Here is an 18,180-nt window from a genome sequence, read left to right as displayed (position 1 = left end):
TAGTCGTCGTCTGTGTCCGGGATCGAGGTTGGCCGCAGGGTGCTCGAGCGCTACCTGCTGGTCCGCCCGATCGCCCGGGGCGGGATGTCGCTGGTCTACGAGGCCTTCGACCTCGAGCGGATCCGGCCGGCGGCGGTGAAGGTACTCGCACCGGCGTTCGCGAACAACACCCGCGCCTGTCACGCGGCGCGACGAGAGCCGCACCTCATGCAGCGGATGCGCCACCCCACGGTGCCGAAGGTCTTCGCGTTCGGCGAGATCGAGGCCGAGGGCGTCTGCGTGCCGGCCGTCGCGATGGAGCTGCTCAACGGGGTGCCACTGGCCACCCGCCTCGCCGAGGGCCCGGTGCCGTGGCAGGAGGCGGTGGAGATCGCGGCCTCCGTCGCCGAGCTGCTCGCCGTCGCGCACCGCCGCGGCATCGCGCACCGGGATTTGACGGCCGACAATGTCATGTTGACCACCGCCGGCGTAAAGATCATTGACTTCGGGCTCGCGGTGCCCTTCGCGCACCCGTCGGCGTCGCGGGTCGAACACGCTCCGGCGTGGGACGTGTACGCGCTCGGCGTCCTGCTGTACCACATGCTCACCGGCCGCTCGCCCCACGCGCCCGGCGCCCGCCTGCTGCAGGCCGCCCCGACGCCCGTGGTGCTCACCCCCGGCGTGCCCCGGTCCGTGGCCGAGCTGTGCCGGCAGTGCATGGCCAAGCGCCCCGGCGAGCGGCCGGACAGCGCCGCCGTCGCGCTCTCCCTGTGGGCCGAGTTCGCCCCCGGCTGGCAGCAGCCCCGGAACCTCACCGAGAGCTACGGCACACCGTCTCGACACGGTGCGTAATCGCCGGGTTTTGCCTGCGTAAGCGCCCTGTCGGGTGCTCGGTTGGACTTCCCCCCAGCGACCCTGTCACCCATTGTGATCGGCGCAGCGGCAAGCCAAGCTTCTCGGACCAGGTGCACGACGGTTGCCGGCAAGGAGCCGCCGGGCACCACCACCGGATAGCCGAGGGGAAGCTGTCATGTCAGGTTCGAAGGTCACCGGCGTGGTCGTGACCGGCGGAGCCACCGCCGGGTCGCTGCCCGTCACCGGAAGCCCGGTCTTCGCCATCGTCGTCGCCGGGGTCGCGCTCGTGGTCACCGGTTTCCTGATGGTCCGGGCGTCGCGCTTCAACCGCAGCGCCGCCTGAGCGATGACGGCGATCCTGCTGGTCGGCTTCGCGCTGCTGACGCTCTGGCCGGCGTACAACCTGGCGCTGGTGGCGTTCTCCACCGGCGATGCGGTCACCGCCGGACGCCGCCGCCGGCGCGATGCCATCGCGCCGAACGGCAACGAGCCGCTGACCTTCTGGATCGTCGTGCCCGCCCTCAACGAGGAGCGGGTGGTCGGCCGGACCGTCGGCGCCGCCCTGGCGCTGAGCGGTCCGGAGGGCACACGCACCAGGGTCCTGGTGGTCGATGACGGATCGGACGACGGCACCCCGGACGTCCTGGCCGCCATCGACCACCCGGGCCTGACGGTCCTGCGCCGCGACTTCCCCAACGCCCGCAAGGGCAAGGGCGAGGCGCTCAACGCCGCCTTCCGGGCGATCCGGGACCTGACGCTGTTGCACGGCGAGGACCCGTCCCGGGTCGCGGTCGGGGTCATCGACGGCGACGGGCGGGGCAGCGCCAACCTGCTGCCGGAGATCTCGCGGCTCATGCGGGACCCGGAGGTCGGCGCGGTGCAGGTGCGCGTGCGCATCCACAACCGCAACAAGGTGCTCGGGGCCGTGCAGGATCTCGAGTTCGCCGCGATCGCCAACGCCAGCCAGCTGCTGCGCGACACGGCGGGCACGGTCGGCCTCGGCGGCAACGGGCAGTTCGCCCGGCTGTCGTCGCTGATGCGGCTGGGCAACGCGCCCTGGTCGCACTGCCTGGTCGAGGATCTCGAGCTCGGACTGCGCATGCACCTCAACGGGGAGCGGATTCGGTACACCTCGCTGGCCCACGTCAAGCAGCAGGGCCTGGTGGACGTCAAGCGCCTGGTCCGGCAACGGACACGCTGGGCCCAGGGCAACCTGCAGTGCGTGTCGTACGTCCCGAGGCTGATCGCCTCGCGCAAGATCCGCAACCACGCGCTGCTGGAGATGCTGTACTACCTGCTCGCGCCGTGGATGAACGCGTTCGGCACGGCGGCGGTGTTCGGGTTGTGGGGGTACGCCATGTGGCACCTGATCCCGGGCCACGGGGACACCTTCCTGATCCACTCGTGGGGCCAGATGGGCGAGGTCGCACTCTTCTGGGTCGTCGGGATGACGGTGCCGGGGCTGGTCTGGGCGCTCGTGCACCGCGCGCAGCTGCGCGACGAGACCACGCCGACGCTGCTCAGGGCGGCGCTGGCCTACCCGTTCTTCCTGCTGCTCGGCCTCGTGGCGACCTGGCGGGCGATCGGCCGGCAGGTGGCGCGGCGCAACGCCTGGGCCAAGACCGAACGGCTCGCCGAAGAGCCGGTCGCCGCCTGAACCGCACGACAAGGATTTCTCCGCACGGATGCGGCACTTCCTCCTCCCAAGGTGACGCACACATGCTTCCTGAAGTCTTCCTGATCGCCGGTACCCGTCCCGAGGCCATCAAGCTCGCCCCCGTCGCGGCCGCCATGCGCGCCGCCGGCCGCCTCAGCCCGGTCCTGGTCGCCAGCGGCCAGCACCCGACGATGGTGACGCAGGCCCTGGCCGCCTTCGACGTCGAGGCGGACGTGACCCTGCCGCTGCAGCGCGTGACCGGCAGCCAGCCGGAGCTCCTCACCGAGATGATCAAACAGCTCGACGCGCTGCTGGAGACCCGCAAGCCCGCCGCCGTGATCGTGCAGGGCGACACCACCACGACGCTCGCCGGCGCGATGGCCGCGTTCTGGCGCCGCATCCCGGTCGTGCACCTCGAGGCCGGCCTGCGCTCGGGCGACCTGGACTCGCCGTTCCCGGAGGAGGCCAACCGCAAGCTCGTCGGCCAGCTCGCGGCGCTGCACCTCGCCCCGACCGCGCTCGCCGCGACGAACCTGCTCGACGAGAGCGTGTCCCCGTCCAACGTGCTCATCACCGGCAACACCGTGGTGGACGCGGCGCTGGAGATCGCGGCGAAGGAGCTGCCGTTCGACGACGCCGGCGTGGCCGCCGCGGTCGACGCCGCCGAGCACGGCGAGGCGCGCCTGGTGCTGGTCACCGCGCACCGCCGCGAGTCGTGGGGCGAGCCGCTGGACCGCATCCTCGGCGCGGTGCGCCGCCTGGTCGAGGCGTACCCGGACATCCGGGTCGTCCTGCCGGCCCACGCCAACCCGGCGGTCCGGGCACAGGTCGAGGCCGGCCTCGCGGGCGTGCCGCGGGTGACGATCACCGACCCGCTGCCCTACCCCGCGCTGGCCCGGCTGCTCTCCCGCGCCTACCTGGCCCTGACCGACTCGGGCGGCATCCAGGAGGAGGCCCCGTCCTTCAAGGTTCCGGCACTGGTACTGCGTGAGGTCACCGAGCGCGTCGAGTCCCTCCAGGCCGGCTGCGCCAAGCTGGTCGGCACCGACGAGGACCTGATCGTCGCCGAGGCCGCGAAGCTGCTCGACGACCCGATGCTGCGGCAGTCGATGACCGCCAGCGGCAACCCGTACGGCGACGGTCTCGCGTCGCAGCGCACCGAGCAGGCGGTCGCCGCCATGCTCGGCCTCGCGCCCCTGCCCGCCCCGATGCCCACGTCCGCCTCGCTCGTCTGATGGGGTTCTCTCCGCTCATGCGCAAGCTCTCAGCTCTGCTCGGCCTCGTGCTCGCCGCGGCGCTCGGCCTCGCCGCTCCCGCGGCCCCGGCCCTGGCCGCGACCACCGCGAAGACCGTCTCCGGCGCCGGCGCCACCGGCTCCAGCGCCTCGACGAAGACGCTCGTCCTCTACGACTACACCGGCGAGTACGCCTGGCTCGGCGAGGACTACGGGATGATGGCCACGAACCTCGTCTCGCACTTCGGCGCCTGGACCGCGCACCCGGTCGGCGCCTACACCAAGGGCGAGCTGGAGCGGTACAGCGCGGTCGTCTACGTCGGCTCGACGTACGACGAGCCGATCCCCACCGCCTTCCTCGACGACGTGCTGGCCACGAGCAAGCCGGTGGTGTGGCTGTACGACAACATCTGGCAGCTGACCGCGCGCTCGGCGGACTTCGCGACCAGGTACGGGTACACCTGGAAGGGCTTCGACGTCTCCACCGTCGCCGAGGTCGACTACAAGGGCACCGCGCTGACCCGCGACACCCGCAACCTCGCCGGCATCATGGACTACGCCGTCTACGACAGCGCCAAGGCGGTCAGCGTGGCCGACGCCGTGCGCGCCGACGGGTCGACGTTCCCCTGGGGCATCAAGTCCGGCAACCTGACCTACATCGGCGAGATCCCGTTCTCCTACATCACGTCGAACGACCGGTACCTCGCGTTCTCTGACCTGCTCTACGACGTGCTCGCCCCGCGGACCGCCGCGCGGCACCGCGCCCTGGTCCGCATCGAGGACGTCGGTCCCGACGCCGACCCGGCCGAGCTGCGCGCCGTCGCCGACTACCTGTCGAGCAAGAAGGTCCCGTTCACCGTCGCCGTCTACAGCCGCTACCGTGACCCGAAGGGCGTGAACAACAATGGCAAGGCCGAGGACTACACGCTGCGTCAGCGGCCACTGGTGGTCAGCGCCCTGAAGTACATGCAGAGCAAGGGCGGCACGCTGCTCATGCACGGCTACACGCACCAGCTCGACGCCCGGAACAACCCGTACGACGGGGTGAGCGCGAACGACTTCGAGTTCTTCCTCGCCCACGTCGACGCCAACGACGCCGTCATCTACGACGGCCCGGTGAAGAACGACTCGGCCCTCAACGTGACCGCCCGCGTCACCGCCTCCCGCGCCGACTGGCTCATGGCCGGCCTCTCCCAGCCGACCATCTTCGAGCCGCCGCACTACGCCGCCTCGGCGCTGGACTACAAGACCATCAACACGCTCTTCGGCGTCCGGTACGACCGCGGCCTCTACTTCCCGGGCGTGCTCTCGGGCACCACGGTGGACAACCGCGTCGCCCACATGGTCGGCCAGTACTTCCCGTACACCGTCCGCGACGTCTACGGCTCGACGATCATCCCGGAGAACATCGGCAACATCGAGCCGGAGCCGTTCAACCAGCACCCGGCGGTGCTGCCGGCCGACCTCGTCGCGAACGCGAAGGCGAACCTGGCCGTCCGCGACGGCGTGGCGAGCTTCTTCTACCACCCGTACCTGGGCACGTCGTACCTCAAGTCGACCGTCGAGGGCATCCAGTCCCTGGGCTACACGTTCGTCTCGGCGTCGTCGATGACCACGGTCGCCTGATTCGCTCCTCCCTCCGCACTGCGGCTCGACGAGGCCGGACCCCGCTCCCGGGGTCCGGCCTCCGCCGTTGTGCAAGCCCCCTCGCCGCACACAACGGCTGCACGCTGCGCGGTGTTCGATCGCCGACGTGACCGGTGTGCCGCTGCCCCGCATCGCGCAGCGTCGCAGCGCAGCGCTGGACGCCGACCGCCCCTGTGGCGCTCGATGTCCATGCGGCGCCAAGCGCCCCCGTGGCGCTCGATGTCCATGCGGCGCCAAGCGCCCCCGTGGCGCTCGGTGCCGGTGTGCCGCTGCCCCGCATCGCGCAGCGTCGCGGCACAGCGCTGGACGCCGACCGCCCCCGTGGCGCTCGATGTCCACGTAGTGCCAAGCGCCCCGGTGGCGCTCGATGTCCATGCGGCGCCAAGCGCCCCCGTGGCGCTCGGTGTCCACGTGGCGCCAAGCGCCCCCGTGGCGCTCGATGTCCATGCGGCGCCAAGCGCCCCCGTGGCGCTCGGTGCCGGTGTGCCGCTGCCCCGCATCGCGCAGCGTCGCAGCGCAGCGCTGGACGCCGACCGCCCCCGTGGCGCTCGGTGCCGGTGTGCCGCCGCCCCGCATCGCGCAGCGTCACGGCACAGCGCTGGACGCCGACCGCCCCCGTGGCGCTCGATGTCCACGTGGTGCCAAGCGCCCCCGTGGCGCTCGGTTCCGGTGTGCTGCGGGTCGCGGCCGTCTCGGCCGGGAGGTGGTTTGGGCGCGGGCGTGACGGGGCGGGCGGGGACTGGGCCGACCCTGCGCGGCGGGTCGGCCCGGCCCCGCACTGGGCGGCGCGGCGTGGCCTTCGCGGCGGCGTACGCACTCCGGCGCGGTGCGGGTTCCGCGCGAAGGAAGGAGCGCGGGCAGCCGCGAGGACGGCGCGGCCGTTCCGGCGTCGCCCGGCGTTCGGGAATCTCAGGGGCGGCCCGGCGGGCCGCGGGTGATGGTGTGGTCGTCTGGCCGGCGGCCGACGGATGGAGCCGGGATTTCCTTGTCGCTCACGAGTTCCAGCATTCCCCTCCCGCCGCCCCCGCGGAAGAGCGACTTCCAGCCTGTGGATAACCCGCAAAGACGCAGGTAGAAGCGCGAGAAGGGCAGGCGCAAGCCACCGGCCCGGGCGGGCAACGCGCGAGCGGGCGAGGTGCACGGGCCGGGGCCGCACACGCAACGCGCGAGAAGGCGACGTGCACAGGCCCGGGCCGCACACGCAACGCGCGAGAAGGCGAGGTGCACAAGCCGGGGCCGCACACGCAACGCGCGAGAAGGCGAGGTGCACAGGCCCGGGCCGCACACGCAACGCGCGAGAAGGCGAGGTGCACAAGCCGGGGCCGCACACGCAACGCGCGAGACGGCGCGGTCGCGAGAGGGCGAGGTGCGTAAGCGGGTGCCGGACACACAACAGCGCGGGAGAGCGCCGGCCGCGGGCGCTCAGTGTTCCAGGAGCAGGTGGGGCATCAGGCGTTCGATGGCGTTGAGGTCGTACACGCGGCGGATCTCGGTCACCAGGCCCGCCTCGTTCACGGTCAGGAACTCCGCCAGGCGGAAGGTCTCGCCCGACAGGGTGCAGTCGTAGACCAGGGCGGCCCTACGGTCCAGGACCGTCTCGGCGAAGACCGTCACCGAGTCCAGGGCGGCGGCGTAGTCCGTCAGGAGTTCGATGAAGTCGCCGTCCGGGTCCAGGTTCGTCTCGATCGCCGGGGCCGCTGCCAGGAGTTTGAAGAGGTCTGTCGTGCGTCCCGTGGTCCAGGCGGTGACCCAGCGGGCGGTGACGTCCTCCACCGCGATGTCCATCGCCGCATATCCTCGCACGCGCCGGTCACGCCCTCGCATCCGCTCGGCGAACGACACGGCACGGCACGGTGGCGCAACGCCAGGAGGCCCGGCGAACGACGCCGGGGCTTTCAGGAAAGGGCTTTCCTCGGTAGCATCCCCCGCATGCTGCGCACCGAATCGGGGCTCACCGGCAAGGACCTCGTTGCCGACGTCGAGCGGATGTTCGAGCTCTCCGCCGGGAAGATCCTGGCCCTCGACCCTCACGGCGGGGGCGGCTCGCCGGTGTTCACCGTCGACGGGCGGTACACGGCCCGCGGCTGGACCGAGTGGACGCAGGGCTTCCAGGTCGGCTCGGCGCTGCTGCAGTTCGACGCGACCGGCGACGAGCGCTTCCGGACCCTCGGCCTCGAGCAGACGCGAACCCTGATGGCGCCGCACGTCAGCCACGTCGGCGTGCACGACCACGGGTTCAACAACGTCAGCACGTACGGTGCGATTCTGCGCCTGGTCGGCGAGGGCCGCGTCGAGGAGACCGAGCGGGCCGCGGCCGAGCTGGCGCTGAAGGTCTCCGGCGCGGTCCAGGCCGCGCGCTGGCAGCGGATCGAGGACGGCAGCGGGTACATCTACAGCTTCAACGGCCCCCAGTCCCTGTTCGTCGACACCATACGGTCGTGCCGCTCCCTCGCCGTCGCGCACCGGCTCGGGCACGTGCTGATGGGCGAGCACGACGAGCGGATCGACCTGCGGGAGCGGATGCGCCAGCACGCGCACAACACCGCGAAGTACAACGTCTTCTACGGCACCGGGCGCGACGCCTACGACGTGCGCGGGCGCACCGTGCACGAGGCCCTGTTCAACGTCAGCGACGGGCGGTTCCGGGCGCCGAGCACGCAGCAGGGGTACTCCCCCTTCTCGACCTGGACGCGCGGCCTGGCCTGGGCGATGCTCGGCTTCGCGGAGCTGCTCGAGCTCGAGCACGACGACGTCTTCGAGCAGGCCGCGCGGGCCACGTGCGACTTCTACATCGGCTCGTCGCCGGCCGACGGGGTGCCCTACTGGGACACCGGCGCCCCCGGGATCGCGCGCCTCGACCTCGACGCGCCCGCGGACCCGTTCAACGAGCACGAGCCCGTCGACTCCAGCGCCGCCGCGATCGGGGCCCAGGGCCTGCTGCGGCTCGGGCGCGCGCTCGGCGAGGAGCGGTACACCCAGGCCGGCCTGACGGTCGCGAGGACGCTGCTGCGGGAGCCGTACCTGAGCACCGACCCGGACCACCAGGGCCTCCTGCTGCACTCGGTCTACCATCGCCCCAACGGCTGGGACCAGGTCCACGAGGGCCAGCGGGTGCCCAACGGCGAGTCGAGCATGTGGGGCGACTACCACCTGCGCGAGCTCGGCCTCTACCTGCTCCGCCTCGACAACGGGCCGTACTACACCTTCTTCGGGGGCACCGCGTGAGCGCCGCCCTCGTCACCGGGGCCTCCCGCGGGATCGGCCGGGGCATCGCGCTGGCGCTGGCCCGGGCCGGCTGGGACGTCGTGGTCAACTACGCGAGCAACGCCGACGCCGCGGAGCAGGTCGCGGCCGAGGTCGAGCGGCAGGGGGCGAAGGCGGCCACGGTACGGGCCGACCTCGCCGAATCCGCGGACCGCGCCCGGCTCGTGCAGGAGGCCTACGCGGCCTTCGGCGAGATCGAGCTGCTCGTGAACAACGCCGGTGTCGCGCCGGACGTGCGCGCCGACATCCTCGAGGCCGGCGAGGAGTCGTTCGACCGGCTCGTCGGGATCAACCTCAAGGGCCCCTACTTCCTGACCCAGCTGGTCGCCAACCGCATGATCGCCGCCGGCACCGCGGGCCGCATCGTGACCATCTCCTCGATGAGCGCCTACACCGCGAGCGTCAACCGTGGCGACTACTGCGTCACGAAGGCCGGCCTGTCGATGCTGACCAAGTTGTACGCCGCGCGCCTGGCCGAGCACGGCATCACCGTCTTCGAGGTGCGCCCCGGGATCATCGCCACCGACATGACCGGCGGCGTCAAGGAGAAGTACGACCGGCTGATCCTCGACGAGGGCGTGACCCCGATCCGCCGGTGGGGCACCCCGGACGACGTGGGCAAGGCGGTGGTCGCGATCGCGAGCGGGCTGCTGCCCTTCTCCACCGGCCAGGTCATCGACGTCGACGGCGGGTTTCACCTCAAGACCCTGTAGAGCTGCGTCAATGCCGCAATTCGGTTGTCATGGCACCCGGTGTGGTTTTTCACGTGTCGGCGGCGGCTCGATGGGGTAGGGCTTGCAGGGTGCGTCTGCGTCCCTTGCCGGCCCTGAAGGCCGTCGCCTCGTTGTTGCTGTGCGGACTGTTCGCCGGGGTGGTGGTCGCCGCGGCCACGTTCCCGGGACTCGCCTTCTCCGGCCTGGCCGCGAAGTCCGGGGCCGACACGTTCGAGGACATCCCGGTCGATCTCGACGTGCTGCCCTCGCCGCAGATCTCCTACATCTACGCCAGTGACGGCAAGACGCTGCTGGCGATGATGTACGACGAGAACCGCCGCGACGTCCCGATCGCCGACGTGGCCCCGGTGATGCAGCAGGCCATGGTCGCGGCCGAGGACAACCGGTTCTACGAGCACAAGGGCGTGGACCTCAAGGGGGTCGCCCGGGCGTTCGTGAACAACGAGAACGGCGGCGACCAGCAGGGCGCCTCGACGCTGACGATGCAGTACGTGCGCCAGGCGACCTCCTACTCGGCCCGCACGCCGCAGGAGGTCGTCGACGCGACCGCGAAGACGCCGGCGCGCAAGCTCAAAGAGATGAAGCTGGCGATGGCGCTGGAGAAGAAGCTCACCAAGCAGCAGATCCTGGAGCGGTACCTCAACATCTCCACCTTCGGCCACGGCGCCTTCGGCATCTACGCGGCCGCGCACGTCTACTTCGGCAAGGACCCCAAGGACCTCACGCTCGCCGAGGCCGCGCTGCTGGCCGGGCTCGTGAAGGCGCCCTCGACGAACGACCCGGCGACCGCGGCCGGGCTGCCGAGGGCGATCGGGCGGCAGGGGTACGTGCTCGACCAGATGGTGGCGATGCGGTACATCACGGCGCAGCAGCGCGACGAGGCCAAGGCGCAGAAGCTGACCATCGTGGGCCAGCGCACGCCCGAGGGCTGCGAGTCCGTGCAGCGCGGCGACCTCGGCGCCGGGTTCCTCTGCGACTATCTGCGCCGCTGGTGGGACGAGCAGCCCGCCTTCGGCGCCGACGCGTTCGACCGGGAGAACAAGCTGCGCTCGGGCGGGTACACCATCATCAGCTCGCTGAACGTGCAGACCCAGGCGGCGGCGTTCAAGTATGCGAAGAACCAGCCCGACGTCGGCTCGGCGAACGTGGGCCTGGGCAACCCGGAGGCGGTGATGGTCGCCGCCGTGGAGCCGGGCACCGGCCGGGTGCAGGCGCTGGCCACCAACCGCAACTTCAGCAACGACCAGAGCGCCAACGGCCAGAGCACCAACCCCGACCGCAAGGGGCAGCGGGGCAACTACCCGAACACCACGGTGCCCTTCATCACCGGCGGGCCGGACGTGCCCGGCTACCAGGCCGGCTCCTCGTTCAAGATCTTCACCGCGGTCGCGGCGATGGAGTCCGGGCTGGCGCTGTCGCACACCGAGGACGTGCAGGCGCAGTTCGTGTCCGACTACCCGATCAGCGCGAGCAGCCCCGCGGCGTGCAACGGCCCGCACTACTGCCCGAAGAACTCCGAGGGCGACCCGACCGGCACGTTCAACATGTGGCAGAGCTTCGGCATGTCGCTGAACACGTACTTCGTCCCGCTGGAGCAGCGCGTCGGCGCCGACCACGTGGTGGACGTGGCCAAACGCCTCGGCATCCAGTTCCGCTCGCCGCAGGACGCGAACTTCGCCAAGGACGCCAAGCAGTGGGGCGCGTTCACCCTCGGCGTGTCGGACACGACGCCGCTGGACCTCGCCGGCGCCTACGCGGCCCTCGCCGCCGACGGCAACTACTGCGCGCCGACGCCGATCACCGAGATCCGTGACGTCAGCGGCAACAAGATCGACGCCGGGCAGCCGCAGTGCAAGCAGGTCGTCGATCCCGACATCGCCCGCGCGGCCGTGGACATGGCCCGGTGCCCGGTCGGCGACCAGTCCGCGTTCGGCGCCTGCCCCGGCAGCGGTACCGCCACGAACGTGCGCGGCGCCGTCGGGCGCCCGGTCGCGGGCAAGACCGGCACGACCGACAGCGGCAAGAGCGCGACGTTCGTGGCCATGACCAAGCAGCTGGCCGTGGCCGGGATCCTCACGGACCCGGACAACCCGCAGACGAACCGGACCATGTCGCACCCGGTCATCAACAACGCGGTGGCGTACACCCTGAAGGCCGCGCTGGAGGGTCAGCCCGTGGTGCAGTTCACCCCGCCGAGCCACCAGCGGGCGTTCGGGAACTGACCTCGGCGGCCGCCCGGCCCCGCAGCAGCTCGTGCACCTCGCCGATGTCCTTCGGCGAGGTGCGCGACGCCAGCCAGTACATGATCCCGGTCGGGATGAAGAAGACCTGGAACGCGGCGAGCCCGATGGCCAGGTTCGCCGGCGGCGGGAACGAGCGCGCGAGGGCCGCGAACACGGCCCCGACGAGCCCGTTGCCGGCCGCGCGGCCGACGCCGTTGACGAGGTTGCCCATGGAGTACACCGTGCCGCGGTGCTCCGGCGGGTTGACGTCGGCGATGAGCGCGAACCAGTTCGGCGAGTTCGCCGAGGTCAGCGCCAGCGCCACCACGGCCAGCAGGAACGCCCCGAGCAGGCCGGGCGAGGTGAACAGGGAGCCCAGCACGATCTCCAGCGCCGGGCGGCCCCGCGGCTCGGGCAGGCCGATCGGGGCGAAGAACAGCAGCACGTACAGCGGGACGCCGGCCAGCATCCCGATCGCCGCCACCTTCGCCCGGCCGCCGAGGTCGCGCCGCTGCCAGCGGTCCCCGAGCAGCCCGCCGACGATCGACAGGACCCCGCCGAGCTGGAAGAGGATCGCGAGCAGCCCGCCGACGGCGATCGCGGTCGCCTCGTCGTAGCCCTGGGCCTCGGCCCGGGCCTGGAAGAGCCGCGGCAGCCAGACGAGCGACCCGAACGCGGCCTGGGCCGTGAGCCCCTGCAGCACGAGCCACACGTTCGTGCGCCGCGCCGCGATCCGGGGCAGGTCGGCCCGGGAGATGCGGTGCTCGTACTCCTCGCCGGCCGCGAACACCGCGGCGAGGTCGGGTTCGCTCTGCCCGCGGCGGATGTCGGCGGTGGTGAAGTACGCGACGCAGGCCACGACCCCGAGGGCGGCCAGCACGAAGAACGGGACCTTCCAGTCCGTGCCGCCGAGCTGGCTGGCGACGAGGACCCCGGCGAGGGTGCCGACGCCCTGCGACAGTCCCCAGAGGCTCATGACCAGGCCCCGCCGCTTCGGCGAGATGAGGTCGCTGACCACGGAGAACCCGACCGAGCCGACGGCGCCCAGGCCCACGGCCGCGAACAGCTGGGCGGCCAGGAACGTCCAGTACCCGTCCGTGAGCACGCTCGCCCCGGTGCCGGCCGCCCAGATCAGCGTGCCGATCATGAGCACGGGTTTGCGGTCGGTCCGGTCGCCGGCGTACGCCCACGCGACGGCGGCCACGGCGGTGACGAGGTAGCTGACGGCGGTGACCACGCCGAGGGCGCCCTCACCGACGCCGAGGGCGCGGCTGATGGGTGAGTAGAGGGGCGGGACGAGGCCGATCGCGACGTTGTCGAGCGAGGCCAGGACGATGAAGACGGCCACGCTGTAGACCCGATGCACGATCACACCCAACCATCGCCGGTCCGGGCCGCGCCACCCGGGCTTCGCCGGGGGCCGGCCGGTTGCCCGACATGCCGGACACTTCGTGATCCGACATTGCGGCGTCGGGGCGCGCAGAAGCGGCTCAGCGGGAAAGCGGCGGCGCGCCCCCGTGGTGCTGGAGCGCGCCGCCGCCGCTGGTGCCGGGAGCCGATCAGCCCGTCTCCCCCGCGACCGAGAGCGTGCGCAGCCGCTGGATCGCATAAGCCGTCGACGCCACCGTGAACACCGCCGCCATCACGCAGCTCAGCGGCACCGCCACGTTGCCGTGCAGCAGGTCCGTCGGGGCGAGCCAGTCGACGATCGCCTGCACGTACTGCTGGATCGACAGCTTCTGCGTCCCCGTCAGGATGTTGCCCAGCACGCCCTCCCACAGCACCACGTACGCCAGCCCCACGAGCACCGGCCGCCGGGTCACGACGCTGAGCAGCAGGAAGATCGAGCAGTACGCGAGCGAGCCGATCACCCCGCCGACGAAGAGCGCGAAGGCCAGCGGCGGCTGGCCGGCGATCAGGCCCACGATGAACAGCGGCACGCCGGCGAAGAGGGCGGTGACGCCGGAGGCCACGGCGAGCTTGGTGAAGATGATCTCCGAGCGCGGCAGCGGCTTGCTCAGGATGTGCGTGATGGTCCCGTCGTCGATCTCCGAGCCCAGGACGCCGGTGCCGACGATGAGGGCGATCACGGGCAGTACCGCGGAGAAACCGAGGCCGCCGATGACCCCCTCGCCCCACTCGGCCGGGTCCGGGCCGAACGCCTTGACGATCAGCGTGAGGCCGATGAGCAGCAGCGGGAGCGGCACCAGCAGCCAGATCCGGCGGCGGCCCAGCAGGCCCCGGGCGGTGATCATCGCGACAGTGGTGTTCATCAGGCACCCACCAGGTAGGAGAAGACGCTTTCCAGGGATTCGTCGGCCGGGATGAGGCGGCGCACCCGGACGCCCTCCTTGAGCGCGACGCGCGGCAGGGCACGGGTGAACGTGCCGTAGTCCGAGGCGCGCACCTGCAGGCCGGTCGCGTCGATGTCGACGCCCGCGACCGATCCCAGGGTCATCAGGGCGACCGCGAGGCGCCGGTCGTCGCTGGAGCGGATCGTGAACACGTGCGGGCGGTTGGTCATCAGCCGCCGGATGGTGCGGAACTCGCCCGAGGCGGCGAGGCGGCCGGCCACCATGACCTGCACGGTGCCGGAGACCTGCTCGACCTCCTCCAGGATGTGCGAGGAGAACAGGACCGTGCGGCCCTCGTCGCCCATCTTGTGCAGCAGGTCCATCATGTGGAAGCGCTGCCGCGGGTCCATGCCGTTGAAGGGCTCGTCGAGCAGCAGGACGCTCGGCTCGTGCACGAGCGCGGCCGCCACCCGGATGCGCTGGCGCATGCCCTTGCTGTACGTCTCGATCCGGCGGTCCTGGGCCGGCTCCATCTCCACGAGGGCGAGCGCCCGGCGGGCGGCCTCCTCGGGGTTGGCGAGCCGGAACAGCTTGGCGCTGGCGAGCACGAACTCGTGACCGGTCAGGAAGCCGTGCACGCTCTCCCGCTCGGAGACGAGGCCGAGCGTGCGGTACACGTCGGGATTGCGCCAGGTCGGGGCGCCGTCCACGGTCAGCGTGCCGCGCGACGGGGCGAGGAAGCCCGACATCATGTGCAGCAGTGTCGTCTTGCCGGCCCCGTTCGGGCCCAGCAGGCCGGTGACGCCCGGCGCGAGGCTCATGGTGACGTCGTTGACGGCGACCACGTTGCCGTACCACCGCGAGACGTGCTGCAGGTCGACGGTACTCATGTCAGGCGGCCACCTTCCGGTAACGCAGCAGCAGGAGCCCGACGGATCCGGCGAGCAGGATGCACGCGCCGGCGCCGTACACCGGGCCGAGGTCGCCGATCGGCAGCCGGTTGTTCTCCTCGGCGCCGAAGATCCACTGTTCGAGGCCGAGCATCATCGTCATCGGGTTGGCCATGAACGAGAGCTTGGCCAGGGTGGCGTTGCCCAGGAAGTTCAGGATGCCCACGATCGGCGAGGTGATGAGGAAGACGCCGACGATGAACGCGGCGGCGAACGCGCGCCGGCCGGTCAGCGAGGCGACCAGCAGCGAGACGCCGGCCAGGATCAGCGCGCGGATGAGCGACGCGGCCAGGCCCGGGGCCAGGTCGCCCAGCTCGTGCCAGGCGCCGGAGAAGCCGTCGGTGCGCGTGAACACGGCCCCGATGTAGATCAGCAGCTGCGGCACGCCCAGGAGCAGCAGCACGGCGGTGACCAGCGCGGCGAACTTGGACAGCGCGTAGTCGGTGCGGGCGAGGGGGCGGGAGAAGTACAGGGGAAGCGTCCGATCGCGCAGGTCCCGCGACACGAGCTCGGGGGCCACGATGGCCAGGAAGAGCATGACCGGGTAGCTCAGACCGGCGACATAGTCGCGGTACGACATCAGGGTCTGGCCACTGATCGACCGGTAGGCGATGACGACCACGGCCACGAGCAGCACGATGCCGATGATCATCCAGGGGAAGATCTTGGCTTTGGCCCCGCGCCCGATGCCGAACGCGGCGCGCACGCTGTGCTCATAGAGGGAGCGGTTGGCGTACCACCGGCCGAGCCGCGGTCCCGTGTACCGCTGATAGCCGATGTCGTGGATGACACTAGTCTGCGGCGCCACGGCCGGCCTCCTGAGCGCTCAGCGCGGGTGCGGTGACGGTGTGGGTCTGGAACAGCTCGGCCACCCGGTGGCGGCGCTGGTCGAGCCGGTGCAGCGGCAGGTCGAGCTCGGCGACCGCGACGAGGATCCGGTCGTACATCTCCTCGGAGTCCAGCGGCACGGTGAGCGCGGCCCCGTCGCGCCCGGCCGGGATGCCCAGCTCCGCGAGGCGCGCGGTGAGCTGCTCGACGCCCTCGGACACCTCGACGGTGAGCACGTCGCGGCTCGTCGTCATGTCCTCGACCGACGCCGAGCGCAGCAGCCGCCCGCCGTCGATGGCGATGATCGAGTCGCAGATGCGCTCGACCTCGCCGAGCAGGTGCGAGCAGACCACGATGGAGATCCCGAACTCGGTGCCGATGCGGTGCACCAGCTCCAGCATGGCGTCGCGCCCGGCCGGGTCGAGGCCGTTCGTCGGCTCGTCCAGCAGCAGCAGGTCGGGGTCGTGGGCCAGGGCCTGCGCCAGCTTGACGCGCTGCTTCATGCCGGTCGAGTAGCCGCCGATCTGACGGTACCGCTCCTCGTAGAGCCCGACGTGGCGCAGCGCCTCGGAGGCGCGCTCGCGGGCGGCCGTGGCGGGCAGGCCGCTCATCCGCGCGAGGTGAGTCACGAACTCCGCGGCCGAGACCTCGCCCGGCAGGCAGTCGTGCTCCGGCATGTACCCGACCCGCGACCGCACGTCCTCGGCGTTCGTGGTCGGGTCGAGCCCGAGGACCCGCAGTTCGCCCGTGGACGGCGGCAGCAGGCCCAGCATGATCTTGATGAAGGTGGACTTCCCGGCGCCGTTGGCCCCGACGAGGCCGATGATCCCCGGCTGCACCGCCAAGGTCAGGTCCGACAGGGCGGTGACGCCACCCCCGTAGCGCTTCGTCAGCGCACGCGTCTCGATGAGTGTCACGTCGGGAACACTACGGACCGTACACTCCCCCGACTATCCGGAACGCACCTGAAAGCCGTTCCTTAGGGGTTCTACCTGTGATACTTCTCAGGTTCGCCCATGGCTCAGGTCAGGGCCCGGCCCGCCGAGACAAACTCCATGCAACCGTTCCAGGTCGACGACGCGCTCATGCGCATGCGCCGCAGCCTGGAGTGGGCCGGCCTGCTCAGCCGCTCGGCCGCGGTGCTGTGGATCGTCCTGAGCCTGGCCGTGCTGCCCCGCGTGCCGGGGATGTCGACGGTACTGGGCATCGCCGCCGCGGTCGCCGAGGCGCTCATCAACCTGCTGGGCGTGTACGCGCTGCGCAGCGTGGGCCGCCGCCGCTACCCGCTCATCAGCGCCGCGCTCCTGGCCGTCGACACCGCGGCGATCATCGCCATGGTCTACAGCTCGGCGGCCTCACCAGACCTCGTGTTCTGGCCGCTGCTCATCATCCCGATCATCGTGGGCGCCTACCGGCACCAGCTCACGGGCGCGCTCACGGTCTTCGCGGCCGAGTCGGTCGCGGGGACACTCCTGTTCCTGTACTCGCCGCGGATCACCGGCCACCAGGTGCCGGCCGATCTCGTCACCGTCGCGCCCGGCCTCGAGCTCGTGGTGGCGGTCATGACCGGGCTGCTGTCGCGGGCGCACCACAACCATCTCGGCCAGCTGGCCGCGGCCCGGGCCAGTCTGCGCGAACAGGCGGCGGGACTGCGCGAACAGGCACTGCACGACCCGCTCACGGGCCTGGGCAACCGGCACCTGCTGCACGAACATGCGCGCAGCACCGTCCACCCCGGCGTACCCGCGTCCGTGCTCGTCCTCGACCTCGACGGGTTCAAGGCGGTCAACGACACGCTGGGACACGCGGCGGGCGACGAGTTGCTGCGGGTGACGGCGGCGCGGCTGCGCGCGGAGGTGCGCGACCACGACCTGGTCGCCCGGCTCGGCGGCGACGAGTTCCTGGTGCTGCTGCACGACACGGACGCGCACCGCGCCCACGAGGTGGCGGCGCGGCTGCGCGCGGCGCTCACGGAGCCGGTGCGCCTGGGCGCGGGGACGGTGTCGGTGGACGCGAGCATCGGCACAGCGACAGCGCGCGACGGCGACTTGGACAATCTGATGCGCGTGGCGGACGCGGAGATGTATCGCATCAAGGCCGCGCACCACCTGTTGCAGACGGGGGCGGCAGTAGCTTCCTGACCTCGTGCCGCTGGCTGCCGCTGGCTGCCCGGCTGCCGCCGGTTGCCGCCAGTCACGCGGCCTCGGGCGGGGCCGGGCGCCACAGTGGATGCGCGTCGTCACATCACCCCCGCGCATCACCCTCAGCACATTCGCGCAGACAGGGGCCAGCCGCCCCAGCACATCCACCGCGTCACGTCCTCCGCACCGCCCTTTGCACGTTCGCGCGCCGAAGCGGCCGCCCGCCGCACCAAACTGACCACACCACGCCCACGCACCGCCCCCTGCACATTCGCGCGTCGAAGCGGCCGCCCGCTCTGCACATTCGCGCGCCCAAACGGCCGGGCGCCACACCAACCACCAACTCACCACGCCATGCCCGCGCACCGCCCTTTG

Annotated in this window: 15 protein-coding genes; 9 read left to right on the top strand and 6 right to left on the bottom strand. The window is 71.6% G+C overall.

All coding sequences use genetic code 11. The features are described from left to right. Nucleotides 1–12: 12 nt before the first annotated feature. The 5 genes from ACQP2P_RS09890 to ACQP2P_RS09870 all read left to right on the top strand — a co-directional run bounded on the left by ACQP2P_RS09890 (nt 13) and on the right by ACQP2P_RS09870 (nt 5,351). A complete protein-coding gene (locus ACQP2P_RS09890) occupies nt 13–831 on the top strand; it encodes a serine/threonine-protein kinase (RefSeq protein WP_433614886.1) in 819 nt (272 codons plus the stop codon). A gap of 178 nt (nt 832–1,009) precedes the next feature. After that, nucleotides 1,010–1,177, top strand: coding sequence for an LPXTG cell wall anchor domain-containing protein (locus ACQP2P_RS09885; RefSeq protein WP_433614885.1), 168 nt, complete (start codon nt 1,010–1,012; stop codon nt 1,175–1,177). A 3-nt stretch (nt 1,178–1,180) separates the two neighbouring features. Further along, nucleotides 1,181–2,491 (top strand): glycosyltransferase family 2 protein, encoded by a 1,311-nt coding sequence (locus tag ACQP2P_RS09880; protein ID WP_433614884.1) that lies wholly within the window; start codon nt 1,181–1,183, stop codon nt 2,489–2,491. Between the two features lie 62 nt (nt 2,492–2,553). After that, a complete protein-coding gene (wecB, locus tag ACQP2P_RS09875; protein ID WP_433614882.1) occupies nt 2,554–3,726 on the top strand; it encodes a non-hydrolyzing UDP-N-acetylglucosamine 2-epimerase in 1,173 nt (390 codons plus the stop codon). A gap of 17 nt (nt 3,727–3,743) precedes the next feature. Further along, nucleotides 3,744–5,351 carry a DUF2334 domain-containing protein gene (locus ACQP2P_RS09870; protein ID WP_433614880.1) on the top strand — a complete coding sequence of 536 codons (1,608 nt, stop codon included), beginning with the start codon at nt 3,744–3,746 and terminating at the stop codon, nt 5,349–5,351. Between the two features lie 1,443 nt (nt 5,352–6,794). On the opposite strand, the gene ACQP2P_RS09865 is transcribed toward ACQP2P_RS09870, so the two are convergent. Then, on the bottom strand, nt 6,795–7,157 hold the full coding sequence (locus ACQP2P_RS09865) for a hypothetical protein (protein ID WP_433085325.1): 363 nt from the start codon (nt 7,155–7,157) through the stop codon (nt 6,795–6,797). 144 nt (nt 7,158–7,301) lie between these two features. Between ACQP2P_RS09865 and ACQP2P_RS09860 the strand changes: the two genes are divergently transcribed. From ACQP2P_RS09860 to ACQP2P_RS09850, 3 genes are all read left to right on the top strand, one after another. Then, nucleotides 7,302–8,597 carry a hypothetical protein gene (locus ACQP2P_RS09860; protein ID WP_433614878.1) on the top strand — a complete coding sequence of 432 codons (1,296 nt, stop codon included), beginning with the start codon at nt 7,302–7,304 and terminating at the stop codon, nt 8,595–8,597. Beyond that, nucleotides 8,594–9,349: a 3-ketoacyl-ACP reductase gene (locus ACQP2P_RS09855; protein ID WP_433614876.1), complete on the top strand. Its 756-nt coding sequence runs from the start codon at nt 8,594–8,596 to the stop codon at nt 9,347–9,349. The genes ACQP2P_RS09860 and ACQP2P_RS09855 overlap by 4 nt, the downstream gene beginning before the upstream one ends. 89 nt (nt 9,350–9,438) lie before the next feature. Then, entirely contained in the window at nt 9,439–11,592 is a 2,154-nt protein-coding gene (locus ACQP2P_RS09850; RefSeq protein ID WP_433614874.1) for a transglycosylase domain-containing protein, read from the top strand. Here ACQP2P_RS09850 and ACQP2P_RS09845 read toward each other — a convergent pair. The 5 genes from ACQP2P_RS09845 to ACQP2P_RS09825 form a co-directional block, all read right to left on the bottom strand. Next, nucleotides 11,555–12,958 (bottom strand): MFS transporter, encoded by a 1,404-nt coding sequence (locus ACQP2P_RS09845; RefSeq protein ID WP_433614873.1) that lies wholly within the window; start codon nt 12,956–12,958, stop codon nt 11,555–11,557. The genes ACQP2P_RS09850 and ACQP2P_RS09845 overlap by 38 nt on opposite strands. Before the next feature lie 193 nt (nt 12,959–13,151). Further along, nucleotides 13,152–13,865 carry an ABC transporter permease subunit gene (locus ACQP2P_RS09840; RefSeq protein WP_433614871.1) on the bottom strand — a complete coding sequence of 238 codons (714 nt, stop codon included), beginning with the start codon at nt 13,863–13,865 and terminating at the stop codon, nt 13,152–13,154. Beyond that, nucleotides 13,865–14,776: an ABC transporter ATP-binding protein gene (locus ACQP2P_RS09835; RefSeq protein ID WP_433614869.1), complete on the bottom strand. Its 912-nt coding sequence runs from the start codon at nt 14,774–14,776 to the stop codon at nt 13,865–13,867. Before ACQP2P_RS09835 ends, ACQP2P_RS09840 begins: the two co-directional genes overlap by 1 nt. 1 nt (nt 14,777) lies before the next feature. Beyond that, nucleotides 14,778–15,644: an ABC transporter permease gene (locus tag ACQP2P_RS09830; protein WP_433614867.1), complete on the bottom strand. Its 867-nt coding sequence runs from the start codon at nt 15,642–15,644 to the stop codon at nt 14,778–14,780. Beyond that, a complete protein-coding gene (locus ACQP2P_RS09825) occupies nt 15,628–16,581 on the bottom strand; it encodes an ABC transporter ATP-binding protein (protein WP_433614865.1) in 954 nt (317 codons plus the stop codon). The genes ACQP2P_RS09830 and ACQP2P_RS09825 overlap by 17 nt, the downstream gene beginning before the upstream one ends. A 99-nt stretch (nt 16,582–16,680) precedes the next feature. Here ACQP2P_RS09825 and ACQP2P_RS09820 point away from each other — a divergent pair, with 99 nt between their 5' ends. Next, nucleotides 16,681–17,805: a diguanylate cyclase gene (locus ACQP2P_RS09820; RefSeq protein ID WP_433614863.1), complete on the top strand. Its 1,125-nt coding sequence runs from the start codon at nt 16,681–16,683 to the stop codon at nt 17,803–17,805. Nucleotides 17,806–18,180 lie beyond the last annotated feature (375 nt).

Origin of the sequence: Dactylosporangium sp. CA-139114, from assembly GCF_050955725.1 — a bacterium.
In the GTDB taxonomy this organism is placed as follows: domain Bacteria; phylum Actinomycetota; class Actinomycetes; order Mycobacteriales; family Micromonosporaceae; genus Dactylosporangium.
Note: the sequence above shows the minus strand (reverse complement) of the source record. Positions and strands in the feature narration are given on the sequence as shown.